Annotated in this window: 1 protein-coding gene; it reads left to right on the forward strand. The window is 75.4% G+C overall.

Translation table 11 applies throughout. From position 1 onward, the window contains the following. Positions 1-94 precede the first annotated feature (94 nt). Positions 95-18,712 carry a non-ribosomal peptide synthase/polyketide synthase gene (locus ACIRC0_RS33980; RefSeq protein WP_403624146.1) on the forward strand — a complete coding sequence of 6,206 codons (18,618 nt, stop codon included), beginning with the start codon at positions 95-97 and terminating at the stop codon, positions 18,710-18,712. The last annotated feature ends 11 nt before the right edge of the window (positions 18,713-18,723 follow it).

Consider the following 18,723-nt stretch of genomic DNA (forward strand, 5'->3'; position numbering starts at 1 on the left):
CTGCGTGCGCCCGTGGTGCCCGTGTGCCCGACCTCCGCGGTGAGCCCCAGGGCCGCCCGCTCCGCATCGTCCCGCTCTCCAAAGGACTTCACCCATGACGGACCTCCACGACAAGCCCGCACCGGCGGCCTCCGAGCCGCAGGACGGCCCCGCCGACGGGGCCCCGGAGAGCGCCGCGGCCCCGGCGCCGCCCCATTCGACGCTCGGCGCGCTGTTCACCGCCTGGGTGGCCCGCACCCCGGACGCGCCGGCCCTGACCGACGGCCGGCGCACCTGGACGTACCGGGAACTGGCGGCGCGCGCCGACCGGCTGGCCGGTCATCTCCTGCGGCACGGTGCCGGACCGGAGCGGGTGGTCGCCCTGGTCCTGCCGCGCTCCATGGAACTGGTCGCGGCGGAGCTGGCCGTAGCCCGGGCGGGCGCCGCCTTCCTGCCCGTGGACCCCGCCTACCCCGCGGAGCGCCGGGCGCTGATGCTCGCCGACGCCGCGCCCACGGTCACCCTCGACGACCTGCGGCAAGTACGTGAACTGATGGACGGCTGCGACGGCGCGGCACCGGGGTCCGGGACGGACGCCGGCCACACCGCCTACGTCATCTACACCTCAGGTTCCACCGGAACCCCGAAGGGCGTCGCGGTCACCCACCGCGGCATCGGCGGCTTCACCGCGGCCGCCGCCGAGCGCTACGCCGTGGGTCCGGGCGACCGGGTGCTGCAGTTCTCCTCCCCCAGCTTCGACGCCTCGGTCCTGGAGCTGTGCGTCTCCGTCCTGTCCGGCGCCACCCTGGTCGTACCGCCCGACGGCCCCTGGCTGGGTGACGAACTCGCCGCCGTCCTGGACCGGCACCGGATCACTCACGCCCTGATCCCGCCGGCCGCCCTGGCCACCCTGCCCGACCCGGCCGACGGCACCGCACGCCACCTGCGCACGCTGATCGTCGGCGCCGAGGCCTGCCCGGCCGCGCTCGTCGACCGGTGGGCCCCCGGCCGCCGCATGATCAACTCGTACGGCCCGACCGAGGCCACCATCGTCGCCACCTGGACCGGACCGCTCACCGCCGGCCGGGGCACGCCGACCATCGGCAGGGCGCTGCCCCACACCCGGGTGTACGTCCTCGACGCCGCGATGCGGCCGGTACCGCCCGGCGTGGACGGCGAGTTGTGCGTGGGCGGCGACGCGGTCGCCCGCGGCTACCTGAACCGCCCCGGACTGACCGCCGCCCGCTTCGTCGCCGACCCCTTCGGGCCGCCCGGTGCGCGCCTGTACCGCACCGGGGACCGGGCCCGCTGGAGGGCCGACGGGGAACTGGAGTTCCTGGGCCGGCTCGACCGGCAGGTGAAGATCCGCGGCTTCCGCATCGAACCGGGGGAGATAGAGGCGGCTCTGCGCCGGGACGCCGGGGTCGGCGAGGCCGTGGTCGTGGTCCGGGAGGACGAGCCGGGCAGAGCGCGCCTCGTCGGCTACGTCACCCCCGCCGCCCCCGGACGGGGGCCGGACCCGGCGGCCCTGCGCACGGCCGTGGCCGCCGTGCTGCCGGCCCACATGGTGCCCTCCGCCGTGGTGGTTCTGGACCGGCTGCCGCTCACCGCGCAGCACAAGATCGACCGTCGGGCCCTGCCCGCCCCCGAGCGGACGGCCGAGGCCGGCCACGTCCCGCCCCGCACTCCAGAGGAGCGGGCGCTGGCCGCCGTCTGGGCGGACGTCCTGGGCGTCGACCCGGTCGGCACGGCCGACGACTTCTTCGACCTGGGGGGCGACTCGATCCTCGCCGCCCGTGCCCTGGCCCGGATCCGGGAGGACCTGGGCGTGCGGCTGACCGTACGGGACGTCTTCACCGCGCGCACGATCGCCGCCCTGGCCCCCCTGCTCGCCTCCCCGTCCGGCACCGCGCCGCAGGAGCCGATCCCGCCCGCCCCGCGGGAGGGCGCCCTGCCGCTGTCCAGCGCGCAGCGGCGGCTGTGGTTCCTCGACGACCTCACCGCCGGCGGCACCGAGTACAACACCGGCGTGTCCCTGCGGTTACGCGGCGCCCTGGACACCGCCGCCCTGCAGCGGTCCCTGCACCGCCTCGCCGCCCGCCACGACTCCCTTCGGACCACCTTCGCCACCGTCGGCGGACAGGGTGTCCAGCGCGTCGCCGCGGAGGGCGAGCTGCCGCTGCGGACCGCCGACCTCGGTGACGTCCCCGCGGACCGCCGCGCCGAGGCCGCGGAACGCCTGCTCACCGAGGAACTGGGCCGCCCCTACGACCTGGCGGCCGGTCCGCTCACCCGCGCGCTGCTCGTCCGGCTGACCGGCGAGGAGCACCTGCTGCTGCTGGCCCAGCACCACATCGTCACCGACGGGTGGTCGGTGGGCATCCTCACCCGCGAACTCGCCGCCCTCTACCGGGCGGAGGTCACCGGAGAGCCCGACGGGCTGCCTCGGCCGGCTGTCCAGTATCCGGACTTCGCCGTCTGGGAGCAGCGGGAGCGGGCCACCGAGACGGACGCGGACGACCTCGCCTACTGGAAGCGGCACCTGGCCGGCCTTCAGCAGCTGGACCTGCCGACGGATCGGCCCCGGCCACCGGTGCGCACCACCGCCGGCGCGGCCCACCGGCACCGCCTCCCGGCGGAACTGGTGGCCCGGCTGCGGCACCTGGCCGGGGGGCGGGGCACCACGCTGTTCACCTTGTTCGCGGGAGCCTCCGCGCTGCTGTTCTCCCGGTACTCGGGGCAGCGGGACGTCGCGTTCGGGACCGTCACCAACGGCCGGGCCCGCCGGGACCTGGAGGACGTGCCGGGCTTCTTCGCCAACACCGTCGTGCTGCGCGGAGAGGTGGACGAGCGGGCGACCGTGGACCGATTCGTGGAAGGCATGCGGGCGACGGTGCTGGACGCCTTCGCGCATGACGGGGTGCCGTTCGACCGGGTGGTCGAGGAGCTGTCGCCGCCCCGAGACCCCAGCCGCACCCCGCTGGTGCAGGCGCTCGTCGTCCAGCAGGCCGCCACCGCCCCGCCGCAGCTCTCCGGTGGCCTGCGCTTCGAGGACCACCCGCTGCCCCGCCCGGCCGCCCGCTTCGACCTGGTACTGGAGTTCACGCCTCACCCCGACGGCGGCTGCGCGCTGACCGTGGAGTACAACACGGACCTGTTCGAGGCGCCGACGGTGACCCGGCTCACCCGCCATCTGCACCGCCTGCTGGAAGGCATGGCGGACGGGCCGGGCCGGACGCTGGCCGAACTGCCGATGCTCTCCGAGGAGGAGCAGCGCACGCTGGTGGACGACGGGAATCCGCCCGCCCGGCGCACCCGCGACACCCCGGAGGTCACGCTCCCCGAACTGTTCCGCGCGCAGGTGGCCCGCACTCCCGACCGGACCGCCGTCGTCTGCGGCCCCGTCCGGCTCGACTACGCCGAGACCGACCGGCGCGCCAACCGGCTCGCCCGGCTGCTCGTGGCGCGCGGCGCCGGTCCCGAGACCCTGGTCGCGCTGTGCCTGCCGCGCACCGCCGACCTGGCGCCCGTGCTGTGGGCGGTGCTGAAGTCGGGCGCGGCCTACCTTCCGGTCGACCCCGCCTACCCGGCGGAACGCATCCGCCTCATGCTCGCCGACGCCGGGCCCGCCCTCGTCGTGGCCACCCGTCAGACCGCGCCCGCCCTCCCCGAGGACTGCGACCCCCTGATCCTGGAGGACTGCGCGGAGGCGGCCGTGGCCGACACCGAGCTGACCGACGCCGACCGGATCAGGCCGCTCCTGCCGGACCATCCGGCGTACGTCATCTACACCTCCGGCTCCACCGGCCGCCCCAAGGGTGTCGTGGTCACCCACCGCAGTGTCGCCGCGCTGGCCGGCTGGGCGCGGGAACGCTTCGGCGCGGGCCGGCCGGCCCACGTGATCGCCTCCACCTCCCTCAACTTCGACGTGTCGGTCTTCGAGCTGCTGTGCCCGCTGACGGCCGGCGGCACCGTGGACGTGGTGGCCGACCTGCCGGCCCTCGCCGACGCGCCGGGCCCACGGCACGCCGCGCTGCTCAGCGGCGTGCCCTCGGTGGTCTCCCGACTGGTCGCCTCAGGCACGGCACCGGTGACGGCCGACACCGTCGTCCTGGCCGGAGAGGCGCTGCCCGCCCAGACGGTGCACGACGTGCGCGCCGCCATGCCCGGATGCGAAATCGCCAACATCTACGGCCCCACCGAGGCCACCGTGTACGCCACCGCCTGGTTCGCCGGCGACCGGCTGCCCGACCAGGCCCCGCCCATCGGCCGGCCGGTGGCCCTGACCCGCGCCTACGTCCTGGACCGCTCCCTGCGTCCCCAGCCCGTCGGGGTCACCGGCGAGTTGTACCTCGGGGGCGCCGGACTCGCCCGCGGCTACCTGAACCGCCCCGGACTGACCGCCGCCCGGTTCGTCGCCGACCCGTTCGGCGCGCCGGGAGAGCGCATGTACCGCACCGGCGACCTGGTGCGCCGACGCGCGGACGGCGAACTGGAGTACCTGGGCCGGATCGACCAGCAGGTCAAGGTGCGCGGTTTCCGCATCGAACTGGGTGAGGTGGAGGAGGCGCTGCGCCGCTGCGCGGGCGTGGCCGAGGCGGCGGCCACCGTCACCGACGGCGACGGCCACCGTCGCCTGGTCGGCTATGTCGTCGCCGCCCCCGGGGAGCGGGTGGAGCCGGAAGCCGTACGCCGGGAACTGGGCCGCACGCTGCCGGACTACATGGTCCCTTCGCCCGTCGTCGTGCTGGACGCCCTGCCGCTCAACCCGAACGGCAAGCTCGACCGCGGCCGGCTCCCCGACCCGGGCCCCGCCGTGCGCGCGGTACGGCATGTCGCGCCCCGTACGCGCACCGAGCGCACCCTCGCCGCGATCTGGGCGGACGTCCTGGACGTGGAGCGGATCGGCGTCGACGACAACTTCTTCGAACTCGGCGGCGATTCCATCCTCGGCATCCAGGTGGTGGCCCGGGCCCGGCAGGAGGGGCTGGCGGTGACCTCCCGGGACGTCTACCGGCACCAGACGGTCGCCGCGCTCGCCCGCCACGCCGACGCCACAGGACCCCTGCGGGCGGCGGGACCCGAGCCGGAGGCGGCCACCGGGGCGGCTCCCCTGACGCCCATTCAGCACTGGCTGTTCGAGGACTTCGCCGAGCGCGCTGGTCACTTCGCCCAGGCCGTGTCCGTCGAGGTGCCCGACGACCTGGACGCCGCGGCGCTGGAGGCGGCGCTGAACGACCTGGCCGTCCACCATGACGCCCTCCGCTCCCGCTTCGTCGCCGGCGAAGGCGAAGGCGAACAGGTCCGCTGGCACATCGACGAGCAGGCACCCCGGCTGCGCCTGGCCCGCCACACCGGACCGGACACCGACACCCCGCACTTCGGCCCCTTCGACCTCGCCCGGGGGCCGCTGGTGCGGGCGGTGCTGCACGACCGTGGCCCCGGCCGGCCGTGCGTCCTGCACCTCGCCGTCCACCACCTGGTGGTCGACGGGGTCTCCTGGCGGCTGCTCCTGGAGGACCTCGACCGCGCCTACCGGGCCCGCCGCGCCGGCCGGGACGGCCGCGCGGCCCTGCCCGCGAAGTCCTCGCCGCTGCGGCAGTGGGCGCGCCGGCTCGGCGCGTACGCCGCCGACGGCGGTTTCGCCGACGAGAGGGCGTACTGGGAGCAGGCTCTCCCGGACACCGCGGCCGGCCTGCCCGCCGACCTGACGGGCCCCGACACCTACGCCTCCGCCCGCGCGGTGACCGTGCGTCTGACCCCGGAGGACACCGCGGCCCTGCTGCGCACCCTGCCGGACACCTACCGCACCCGCGCCAACGACGTGCTGCTCGGCGCGCTCGGCCGGGTGCTGTGCGCCTGGAGCGGACGGGACCGGGTGGTGGTCGACGTCGAGGGACACGGTCGCGAGGAACTCTTCCCCGAGCTGGACATCAGCCGCACCGTCGGCTGGTTCACCACCCGCTATCCCGTCGCCCTCGCCGTCCCGGCGGAGGCCGGCTGGGACAGCGTGCTGAAACAGGTCAAGGAGCAGCTTCGCGCCGTGCCCCGGCACGGCCTGGGCCATGACGCGCTGCGCCGACTGCCCGGGCCGTCGGCGGCGCCGCGGACCCCGGCCGCGCAGGTCAGCTTCAACTACCTGGGGCGGATGGGGATGCCTGAGGGCTCGGACGGCCTGTACAGGGCTATCGCCCGGCCCCTGGAGCTGGACGCCGACCCGGCGGCCCGGCGCCCGCACCCCTTGGAGGTCGTCGGCCGACTGGACGGCGACGCACTGGAGTTCAGCTGGTTCTACTCGGAGCAGGTACACCGGCGGGACACCGTCGCCGCCCTGGCGGAACGCTTCGCCGGTGAGCTCGCCGACCTCGCCCGGTACGCGGCCGGGCCCGGCGCCGCCGGACGTACCCCGTCCGACTTCCCGCTGGCCCGCCTGGACCAGGCCGCCGTGGACCGGATCGCGGGAGCGGACCCGGCGGCGGTGCAGGACATCCTGCCGCTGACGCCGACCCAGGCCGGCATGCTCTTCCACGGTGTCGCGCAGGACGACCGCGGCGTCTACTTCCAGCAGCTGACCTTCGTCCTGGACGGCGTCCCCGACCCGGCGGCCCTCGCCGCGGCCTGGCAGCGGGTGACCGACCGCACCGATGTGCTGCGCGCAAGGGCCCTCTGGGAGGACGTACCCGAGCCGCTTCTGGTGGTGCAGCGGCACGCGACCGTGCCCGTCACCCACCTGGACTGGCGCGACCTGACGGAGGACGCGCGCCGCGCCCGGCTGCGCGCGCTGCTGGAACAGGACCGCGCGGACGGCATCGACCTGAGGCGGGCCCCGCTGCAGCGGCTGCGGCTCGCCCGAGTCTCCGACACCGCGGTGCGCGTGGTGTGGTCCTTCCACCACCTGCTCCTGGACGGCTGGAGCCTGTTCCAGGTCCTGTCGGACGTGTTCGCCTGCCACGCCGGGGCCACCGCCGACGACCTGCCCGACCGCCGCCCCTACCGCGACTATGTGGCCTGGCTGCGCGAACGCGACGCCGACGCGGCCGAACGGCACTGGCGGGACCGCCTGGCCGGGCTCGCCGAGACCACGCCGCTGCCGTACGATCGCGAGCCGCGCGAGAGCCACCGTGCCGAGTCGACGCAGGCGGTCCGCGCCACCGTGCCCGCGGCCACGACCCGGGCGCTGCAGGACGTGGCGCGGAGTTCCGGCCTGACCCTCAACACCCTCGTCCAGGGCGCCTGGACGCTGCTGCTGGCCCGGCAGGCGGGCCGGGAGGAGGTGGTGTTCGGCACCACCGTGTCCGGACGGCCGCCCGAGCTGCCGGGCGCCGAGTCCATGACCGGCCTGTTCATCACCACCCTGCCCACCCGGGTCACCGTCCCGGCCGACGGCACCCTGCTGGACTGGCTGCGCCGGCTGCAGCGCGACCAGAGCGAGGACCGGCGCTTCGACCGGCTGCCGCTCACCCGGATGCGGACGTTCACCGAACTGCCCGAGCGGGCCGCACTGTTCGACAGCATCGTCGTCTTCGAGAACTACCCCGTGGACGACGGCCTCGCCGCCGCCCACGGACTGCGCCTGAGCGACCTGGACGGCGTCGAGACCACCAACTACCCGCTGAGCCTGGTCGCCTACCCGGGCTCCGAGCTGACTTTGCGCCTGGGCTACGACCCGGAGCTGTTCGACGCCGCCACCGCCGACCGGATGGCCGAGTACCTCACGGTCCTGCTGAGCGGCATGGCCGCCGGCGCCCACCGCCCGCCCTCCCGGCTGCCGTTGCTGACCGCGGACCGCCGCGAACAGGTGCTGCGCGCCTGGAACGACACGGCCACCGGGCTGCCCGAGGCGACGGTCGCGGACCTCTTCGCCGCCCAGGTGCGCCGTACCCCCGACGCCGTCGCCCTGGAGGCCGGGGACGAGCACATCACCTACCGGGAACTCGACGCGCGGGCAGCACGGCTGGCAGGGCGCCTGGCGGCGCTCGGGGTCCGGACGGAACGCCCGGTCGCGGTGCTGATGGACCGTTCCGCGCAGCTGATCGTCGTCCAGCTCGCGCTCGTGCGTTGTGGCGGGGTGTACGTGCCCCTGGACGGCAGGGCGCCGCGCGAGCGGCTGCGGCGGATGCTGACCGAGGCCGGGGCGGACCTGCTGCTCACCGATGCCGCTTGGGAGGAGACGGCCCGCGCCGTGCTGCCCGGTGACGGCGTCGTGCGTGTCGACGAGTGCACGGCGGGTGGTCCCGGGAGCGGCGGTACGGACGGCACGCGGCTCGGCCCCGGCACCGACCGGACCGCCTCCTTCGCCGTGCACCCCGACAACGTCCAGTACCTGATGTTCACGTCCGGCTCCACCGGCACGCCGAAGGGGGTCGCGGTGCGCCAGCGGGACGTCGCCGCGCTCGCCCTGGACCGCGCGTTCACCGGGCACGACCGGGTTCTCGTGCACTCCCCGCACGCATTCGACGCGGCCACCTACGAGGTGTGGGTGCCGTTGCTGCGCGGTGGTACGGCCGTGCTGGCGCCACCGGCCGACCTCGACGCGGCCCAGGTCCGCCGCGCCGTCACGGAACGCGGAGTCGGATGCCTGTGGCTGACCGCGGGGCTGTTCCGCCTCCTCGCCCAGGAGGACCCCGCCTGCCTGCGCGGTGCCCGCGAGGTGTGGACGGGCGGCGAGGCCGTGCCCGGCGCGGTCGTGCGCCGGGTCCTCGAGGCCTGCCCCGGACTGACCGTCGTGGACGGTTACGGCCCCACGGAGACCACCACCTTCGCCACCCGCCGCGTCTTCCGCGCCGGGGACCCGCTGCCCGCGGTGCTGCCCATCGGACGCCCCCTGGACAACACCCGCGTGTACGTCCTGGACGACGCCCTCCAGCCCCAACCGCCAGGTGTTCCGGGCGAGTTGTACATAGGGGGCGCCGGACTGGCCCGGGGCTACGCGGGGCGGCCCGGCGCGACCGCCGCCCGCTATGTCGCCGACCCGTTCGGGCCGCCCGGCGAGCGGATGTACCGCACCGGCGACATCGTGCGCTGGAGCGCCGACGGCGAACTGCACTTCGTCGGCAGGGCCGACGCCCAGATCAAGATCCGCGGCTTCCGGATCGAACCCGCCGAGATCGAGGCCCGGCTCACCGCCCACCCGGACATCGCCGAGGCGGTCGTGTCCCTCTGCACGGACGGCGGTCGCAAGCGGCTGGCCGCCCATCTCGTACCGGCCGGCGGTGCGGCGCTGCCGCCCGCCGCCGAGCTGCGCGCCCACCTGGCCCAGGCGCTGCCCGACTACATGCTGCCCGCCGCGTTCGTCACCGTGCCGGAACTGCCGCTGACGGCCAACGGCAAGGTCGACCTGCGGCGGTTGCCCGCCCCCGACTGGTCCGCGGGCGACGACACCGCCTACCGCGCCCCGCGCACCGAGGCCGAGCGGGTGCTCGCCGGGATCTGGGCCGACCTGCTCGGCGTGGAGCGGGTCGGCGTCGACGACAACTTCTTCATGCTGGGCGGCGACTCGATCCTCAGCATCCAGGTCGTCTCCAGGGCCCGGGCGGCGGGCCTCGCGCTCACGCCCCGCGAGCTGTTCCGCCATCCCACGGTGGCCGAAGCGGCCGCCGCCAGTGGCAGTGCCGCCTCCGCCGCCGGCACCGCACCGGTCAGCGGAGAGGCCGCCCTGACCCCGATCCAGCACTGGTTCCTCGACCCGCGTCCCGCGCACGCCGGGTTCTTCAACCAGTCCGTCGTCGTCGAGACACCCGGCGCCGTCGACCCGGACGCCCTGCGCCGCGCCCTGGCCGCCCTGTGGACACGTCACGACGCCCTGCGGTCCCGGTTCGTCCTCGATGGCGACGGCGCCTGGCGCCAGTACGTCACCGCCGCGGACGCCCCGGTGCCCGAGCTGCTCCAGGTCTGCCCGCTCGGGGCGGGGACCGCCGAGGAGACCGAGGCCCGCGTCACGGCCGCCGCCCACGCCGGATTCCGCCTGGACACCGGCCCACTGCTCACCGCCCGCCTGTTCACCACCGACGGCACCCGGCCCGCCCGGCTGCTGCTGGCCGTGCACCACCTGGTGGTGGACGGCGTGTCCTGGCGGATCCTCCTGGAGGACCTGGAGACCGCCTACCGGCAGGCCGCGGCAGGGCAGCCCGTGCAACTGCCCGCCCGTACGACCTCCGTGCAGGAGTGGGCCCGCCGGCTGCGCGACCACACCGGTGCGGGCGGCTTCGCGGACCAGCGCGCCCACTGGGAGGAGGCCGCCCGGCACTGCGCCGTCCCGCTGCCCGTCGACGGCGACGGCGGAAACACCATGGCCGACGTGCGTCAGGTGACCGTGCACCTGGACCGGGACGGCACCGACGACCTCCTGCGCAGGATCCCCGGTGTCTACCGCACCCGCATCGACGACGTCCTGCTCACCGCGCTGGGCCGGGTTCTCGCCGACTGGACCGGACGCGAGACCGTCGCCGTCGGCCTGGAGGGGCACGGCCGCGAGGACCAGTTGTTCGAGGACGTCGACCTTTCCCGCACGGTCGGCTGGTTCACCTCTCTCTTCCCGGTCGCCCTTCGGGTTCCGGCGGGCAACTGGGGCACCGCGCTGAAGTCCGTCAAGGAGCAGCTGCGGGCCGTACCCGACCGGGGCCTCGGCCACGGCGCGCTGCGCTACCTGGCCCGCGACGAACGGCTCACGGGCGCGCCCGCGCCCGGCGTCAGCTTCAACTACCTGGGCCGCTTCGACTGGAGCGCCGACGGCGGCGGCCTGATCGGCGCGGTGCCCGGCGGACTCGGCGGCGCCGAGGCGCCCGGCACCGAACGGGCGCACCTGCTGGACGTGGTGGCCCGCGTCGAGGACGGCCGGCTGGAGATCACCTGGTACTACAGCCGCGGACGGCACCGGGAACAGACCGTCAGCGCTCTCGCCGAGGGCATGCTGCGGGCACTGCAGGACATCGTCGCCCACTGCGGGCGTCCCGGGACGGGCGGCCGTACGCCGTCGGACTTCCCGCTGGCCCGCCTGGACCAGGCGGCCGTCGACCGGGTCTGCGGGGACGGACGCGGGATCGCGGACATCCACCCGCTGACACCCATGCAGGAGGGCATGCTCTTCCACAGCCTGCTGGACCCCGACGTCCGTACCTACGTCAACCAGGTGCAGCTGGTGCTGTCCGGCGTCACCGACCCGCGGGCCCTCGCCGAGGCCTGGCAGCGCACCGCCGACGCCAACCCGGCGCTGCGCACCCGGCTGGTGTGGCAGGAGACCCCCGAGCCGCTCCAGGTGGTGCAGGACCGGGCCACCGTGCCCGTCGCCCACCACGACTGGTCCGGGTGGTCCGCGCAGCGGTGCGCGCGGGAGCTGGACCGGCTGCTCGCCGAGGACCGGCGGACGGGCATCGACCTGGCCACGGCGCCGCTGATGCGGCTGACCCTGATCAGACTGTCGCCGGACCGGGTGCGGATCGTGTGGACCTTCCACCACGTCCTGCTCGACGGCTGGAGCGCGGCCCAGGTCTTCGACGAGGTGTGCGAGCGCTACGCCGCCCTGACCACCGGGCGCCGCCCACAGCTGCCCGAGCGCAGGCCGTTCGGCGACTACCTGCGCTGGCTGGCCGGGCAGGACACCGCCCGGGCCGAGCAGTACTGGCGCACGACCCTCGCCGGGTTCCCGGCACCCACCGCGCTGCCCCGGGACCGGCGGCCCGCCGACGCCCACCGCAGTTCCTCGTCGGGGTCGGTGCGGGTGACCCTGGACGCCGGTGTGTCGGCGCGGCTGCGGGAGACCGCTCAGCGGGCGGGCCTGACCGTCAACACCGTGTTGCAGGGCGCCTGGGCGCTGCTGCTGTCCCGCTACGGCGGCGGTGACGACGTGGTGTTCGGTACGACCGTCTCCGGCCGGCCCGCCGAACTGCCGGGCGTGACCTCGATGGTCGGCCTGTTCATCAACACGCTGCCCACGCGGGTCCGGATCGACGGACGGCGCCCGCTGCGGGAGTGGCTGCTCGAGCTTCAGGCCGCGCAGTCGGAGGCGAGGCGCCACGACTTCGTCCCGCTGGCCCAGGTGCAGGCGTGGAGCGAGGTGCCGGGCGGCACCAGCCTGTTCGACTCCATCGTGGTCTTCGAGAACTACCCCTTCGACGAAGGGGCGTTGGGCCGGCACGGCCTGGCCATGGAGCAGGAGCGGGATCTGGAGCCGACGAACTACCCGCTCAGCGTGGTCGTCGCGCCCGGGGAGACCCTCGCCGTCAACCTCGACTACGACCCCACCGGGTTCGACGCCGAGACGGTGGAGGGCCTCGGGGAGAGCCTGCGCACCCTTCTGACGGGGATGGCCACCTACCCGGACCGCCGCCTGGCCGACCTGCCGCTCCTGGACCCCGGCCCGGGCCGTGACCTGGTGGAACGGTTCAGCGGAGCGGTCGTACCGGCACCGTACGGCACGCTGCCCGAGGCGTTCGCGCGGCAGGCCGGGCGCACCCCCGACGCCGAGGCCGTCCGTTGCGGCGACGAACGCCTCACCTACCGTGAACTGGACGAGCGCTCGAACGAACTGGCCCGTCTGCTCATCGCCGCCGGCGCCGGACCCGAGCGCTTCGTCGCCCTCTGCCTGCCGCGAACCGCCGGCCTGATCGTGGCGCTGCTCGCGGTGCTCAAGAGCGGCGCCGCCTATCTGCCGGTGGACCCCCAGTACCCGGCCGAGCGGGTCGCGTTCCTCTTCGAGGACGTACGGCCCGACGCGGTCGTCACCTGTGCGCAGACCGAGGGGCGCCTGCCCGAGGGGCACTTCACCCGGATCCTGCTGGACGACCCGGGCCGCGCCTCGGCCGCCCCTGTCGGCGACGGCGAACGGCACAGCCCCCTGCTCCCCGGCCACCCCGCCTACGTCATCCACACCTCCGGTTCCACGGGCCGCCCCAAGGGTGTCGTGGTCAGCCACGCCTCGGTGCTGGCGCTGACCGACTGGGCGGCGGCCGAGTTCACCGGCCGGGGACTGGAGCACGTGGTGGCCTCCACCTCCCTCAACTTCGACGTGTCGGTCTTCGAGATCTTCTCGCCGCTGCTGTCCGGCGGCTGTGTGGAGGTGGTCCGCGACCTGCTGTCCCTGGCGGAGCGTCCCGGACCGTGGCGCGCCGGACTGCTCAGCGCGGTCCCCTCGGCCCTGGACCGACTGCTGGCGGAGGACGCCGTGCGGGTCACCGCCGACACGGTCGTACTGGCCGGCGAGGGCCTGCCCGCCCGCACGGTGCGCCGGGTGCGCGCGGCGATCCCCGGATGCCGGGTGCGCAACATCTACGGCCCCACCGAGGCCACCGTCTACGCCAGCTCCTTCACCTGCGACCCGGCCGACCCCGACCGTGACCCGCCCATCGGCAGGCCGCTCGGCGGCACCCGCGCCTACGTCCTGGACGACCGGATGCGCCCGGTTCCCGTCGGTGCCCCCGGCGAGCTGTTCCTCGCCGGCACCGGTGTGGCCCGCGGCTATCTGCTCCGGCCCGGCCTGACCGCGTCCCGTTTCCCGCCCGATCCGTTCGGCCCGCCCGGCAGCCGCATGTACCGCACCGGCGACCTGGTGCGCTGGACGGCCGACGGCGACCTCGTCTATCTCGGCCGCGGCGACGACCAGGTGAAGGTGCGCGGTTTCCGCATCGAACTCGGCGAGGTCGAGGCCGCGCTGGCCCGCCACCCGGCCGTGGCCGGGGCGGCGGCCCGGGTCGTCGAGCACGACGGCCACCGCCGGCTGGTCGGTTACGCGGTCCCCCGCGAGGGCGGGCTTCCGGATCCGGCCGAGCTGCGCGCCTTCCTCGCCCGCAGCCTCCCCGACCACCTGGTCCCGGCCCTCGTCGTGCCCCTGGAGCGGCTCCCGCTCGGCGCCACCGGCAAGCTGGACCGGAAGGCGCTGCCCGCCCCCGTGTGGGCCGTCCCGGCCGCGGGCGGCAGCCGGCCGCCGCGCACCGAGGCCGAGATAACCCTCGCGGCGATCTGGTCGGAGGTGCTCGGGGTGACCGAAGTCGCCGCGGACGACAACTACTTCATGCTCGGCGGGGACTCCGTCCTGGGCATCAGGATCGTCTCGGCCGCCCGCCGTGCCGGCCTGGCGCTGACGCCCCGGCACCTGTTCACGCACCAGACCCTCGCCGAACTCGCCTCCGCGGCGGAGCGGGTGCCGGCCCCGTCGGCCGTCGCCGAACAGGGCCCGGTGACCGGCGATGCCCCGCTGACCCCCGTACAGCACTGGCTGTTCGACACCCTCCCCGGAGACCCGGCCCACTTCGCCCAGACCGTCTCCTTCGAGACGGACCCCGACACCGACGAGACGTTGCTGCGGGCCGCCCTGGCCGCCGTACTGGAGCACCACGACGCGCTGCGGCTGCGTTACGAGCCGGACGGCGACGGGCGGTGGCGGCAGCACGGCACCGCACCGGGAGGCACCCCGCACCTGGAGGTCCATCGCGGCGTCCCGGCGGAGGAGGTGGCCGAGGCGCTGGCGTCCGGCTTCGACCTGACCGGCGGGCCGCTGCTGCGGGCCGCGCTGTGCCGGCCGGGTGACGCGGGGCGGCCGGGTGACGCGGGGCGGCCGGGTGACGCGGGGCGGCCGGTGCTGCTGCTGGCCGCGCACCACCTGGTCGTGGACGCGGTGTCCTGGCGGGTGCTCCTGGAGGACCTGGACACCGCGTACCGTGCCCTGCGCGACGGCGACCGGCCCGGCCTGGGCCCGAAGACGACGTCGTTCCCGGCCTGGGCCCAGCGGCTCACCGCCCATACCCGGGCCGGCGGATTCGACGGCGAACTCGCGCACTGGTGCGGCCTCGGCACCCCCACTCCCCTGCCTGCCGACCACAGCGGCGGCGCCAACACGGCCGCCGTCGAGGAGACCGTGACGGCCGGCCTCGACGCCGAGGAGACGCGCCGCCTGCTCCAGGACGTTCCGGAGGCGTACCGCACCCGCGTCAACGACGTCCTGCTGTGCGCGCTGGGCCGCGTCCTGGCCCGCTGGACCGGCCGGGACCGGGTGGCGGTCACCCTGGAGGGCCACGGCCGCGAGGAACTCTTCGGCGGCGTGGACCTCTCCCGTACCGTCGGCTGGTTCACCAGCATGTACCCGGTCGCCCTGGACGTGCCGCGGGACGCGGACACCGGCACCGCGCTCAAGGCGGTCAAGGAGAACCTCCGCGCGGTACCGAGCGGAGGCATCGGCTACGGCGCGCTGCGGTACCTCCACCCCACGGCCGGACCGGATCTGCCGGACCTGCCGCAGATCTGCTTCAACTACCTGGGGCAGCAGGACTGGAACGCCGCCTTGCCGGGCGGTCTCCTGCACGCGCCCCTCCGCGGTCTCGGCGGCGGCATGGACCGCTCGGCGGACCGGCCCCACCTGCTGGACGTCCTCGGTCATGTGACGGGCGGCAGGCTGGAGTTCACCTGGTCGTACTCCCGCGAGGTGCACCGGCGGGAGACCGTCGCCCGTCTCGCGGCCGAGCTGGCCGACGAACTCCGGGCGATCGTGCGGCACTGCGCCGAGCCGGGCGCCGGCGGCCGCACGCCGTCCGACTTCCCGCTGGCGCCGCTGGACCAGGCGGCCGTCGACCGACTCGTCGGCACCGGAGAGGACGTGGCGGACGTCTATCCGCTCACCCCCACCCAGGCCGGCATGGTCCTGCACGGCCTGGACGAGGCCGAAGAGGGCCTGTACGTGGAGCAGATCACCTTCGTGGTGGACGGCGCCCGCGATCCCCGATCCCTGGCCGCGGCCTGGCAGCACGTGGTCGACCGCACCCCCGTGCTGCGCACGTCCGTCGCCCTGCGCGAGGTGCCCGTGCCGCTCCAGGTCGTCCACCGGAGCGCCACCCTGCCGGTCACCGAGCACGACTGGAGCGCCCTGCCTGCCGACCGGCACGAGGCCGAACTGGAACGGCTGCTCGCCGACGAGCGCGCCCGGGGCGTGGCCCTGGACCGGCCCCCGCTGCTGCGGCTCGCCCTGGTCCGGCTCGGGCCGGACGCCGTGCGGGTGGTGTGGACGTTCCACCATGTGCTGCTGGACGGGTGGAGCGTCTTCCACGTCCTGTCCGACGTCATGGCCGCGCACGCGGCCCTGGCCCGGGGTGAGCGTCCGCGGCTGCCCGAGCGCAGGCCCTTCGCGGACTACGCTGCCTGGCTGGCCGCCCGCGACACCGGCCGTGCGGCGGAGCACTGGCGCGGCGTCCTCGCGGACCTGACCACGCCGACCCCGCTGCCGTACGACCGCAGGCCCGCACCCGGTGGCACGGCCCGCTCCGGTACCTGGCTGTCCCAGCGGCTGGGCACCGAGGAGACGCACCGGTTGCAGGAGTTCGCCCGCCGGCACCGTCTCACCCTGAACACACTGGTCCACGGTGCCTGGGCTGTGCTGCTGTCGCGGTGGAGCGGTGAGCGGGAGGTGTGCTTCGGCACCACCGTCTCCGGGCGGCCCGCCGATCTGCCCGGTGCCGACACCATCACCGGCCTGTTCATCACCACCCTGCCCGCCCGGATCACCGTCGACGGCTCGGCCCGCTGCGCCGACTGGCTGCGCGCGGTGCAGGAGGCAAGGGCCGAGGACCGCCGCTTCGACCACATGCCCCTGAGCGAGCTGCACACGCTCACCCAACTGCCGCCCGGCACCTCGCTCTTCGACTCCCTGGTGGTCTTCGAGAACTATCCGGTGGGCGAGGCGACCGCGGGCGCGCACGGCCTCACCCTCCGGGACCTGGACGCCAGGGAGGCCACCAACTACCCCCTCACCGTGGTCGTCTCGCCCGGCGACCGGCTCACCGTCGAACTCGGCTACGACCCGCGGTACTTCGACGCCGCCACCGCCGGCGCCCTGGCCGGGCAGCTGCTGCACACGCTGCGCGCGCTGGCGGGCACGGACGGCACCGGCCGCCTCGACGCCGTCGACGTCCTGCCGCCCGCGCAACGGGCCCGGCTGCTGCGCGGACCGGTCCGCCCGGCACTCGGCCAGGTGGCCCCCGCCACCCTGTCCACCCTGGTCGAGGCGGCCGTCGACCGGTGGCCGGCCGCACCCGCGCTCGGCGCCCCGGGCCGGCGGCTGACCTTCGCCGAGGTGGAGGCGCATGCCAACCGGCTCGCGCACCGGCTCATCGCCCGCGGCGCGGGCCCCGGTGACCTCGTGGCACTGCTGCTGCCGCGCTCGGCGGACATGGTGCTGGCCCAGCTTGCGGTGGCGAAGGCCGGCGCCGCGTTCCTGCCCGTGGACCCCGCCTATCCGGAGGAGCGGATCGCGCTGATGCTGCGCGACGCGACTCCCGCCCTCACCCTCGACGCGAAGGAGATCGCGGGGCTGCTCGCCGCGCCCCCCGGCGAGGTGCCGGGGCACCGGCCCACCGACGCCGACCGGACCCGGCCGCTGCACCTGGACGACCCGGCCTACGTCATCTACACCTCGGGCTCCACCGGCACGCCCAAGGGCGTCGTCGTCACCCACCGCGGGCTCGCCGCGTTCTCCGCCGCCGAGGCCGCCCACTACCAGGTGGCGGAGGGCGACCGCGTGCTGGCCTTCGCCACGCCCAGCTTCGACGCCTCCGTGCTGGAGCTGTGCATGTCCCTGCCGCACGGCGCCCGCCTGGTCGTTCCCCCGCCCGGTCCCCTGCTCGGCGCCGAACTGGCCGGTGTGCTGCGGGCCGAGCGCATCACCCACACGCTGCTGCCGCCGGCCGCGCTCGCCACCGTGCCCGCGGACACCCCCGGCACACTGCCGGACCTGAAGACGCTCATCGTCGGCGCCGACGCGTGCAGCGCCGAACTCGTCGCCCGCTGGGCCCCGTACCACCGCATGGTCAACTCCTACGGCCCCACCGAGGCCACCGTCGTCGCCACCTGGTCCGCGCCCCTGGTACCCGACGGCGGCGCCCCCGCCATCGGCCGTCCGCTGCCCGCCACCGGCGCCTACGTCCTCGACGCCCGGCTGCGGCCGGTGCCCGACGGTGCGGCCGGCGAACTCTGGCTCAGCGGCCCGGCCCTGGCCCGCGGCTACCTGGACCGGCCGGGGCTCACCGCGACCCGGTTCGTCGCCGACCCCTTCGGGCCGCCCGGCACGCGCATGTACCGGACCGGTGACCTGGTGCGCCGTGACGCCCACGGCGAACTGCACTACCTGGGCCGCACCGACCACCAGCTCAAGCTGCGCGGCCACCGCATCGAGGCGGGTGAGGTCGAGGCAGCACTCGTCCGCCACCCGGGTGTGCTGGACGCGGTGGTGACCGTACAGGAGGACGAACCGGGCCTGCCTCGCCTGGTCGCCCACCTGCTCACGGCACCCGGCGCCGAACCACCCACCGCAGCCGGGCTGCGGGACCTGGCCGCCCGCTCGCTGCCGGGCTACATGGTGCCCACGGCGTTCGTGGTCCTCGACCGCTTCCCGCTCACCGAGAACGGCAAGACCGACCGGGCCGCGCTGCCCGCACCGGCACCGGTGGCCGAGGAACCGGAACCCGCCGCCCACGTGGCACCCCGGACGCCCACCGAGGAGGCCCTGGCGGCCATCTGGGAGGAAGCGCTCCACAGTCCCGTGGGCGCCGAGGACGACTACTTCCTGCTGGGCGGCGACTCACTGCGCGCCCTGCTCATCGCCTCCCGCGCGAACGACGCGTTCGGCGTCGCGCTCACCCCCCGCGACGTCCTGGTCTCCCGCACCGTCGCCGCCCTGGCGGAACTGGTGGAGGAGCAGGTGCTGAGCGAACTCGAAGACGCCGCATCCGGCGGCCACGACCACGACGAACGGTGAGGATCCGACGA

The organism is Streptomyces sp. NPDC093984, assembly GCF_044764595.1.
GTDB classification, from domain to species: Bacteria; Actinomycetota; Actinomycetes; order Streptomycetales; family Streptomycetaceae; genus Streptomyces; species Streptomyces cynarae.

Bases quoted from the DNA above. Each gene is read 5' to 3' on its own strand.
- ACIRC0_RS33980 (WP_403624146.1), top strand. From the start codon at position 95: ATGACGGACCTCCACGACAAGCCCGCACCGGCGGCCTCCGAGCCGCAG.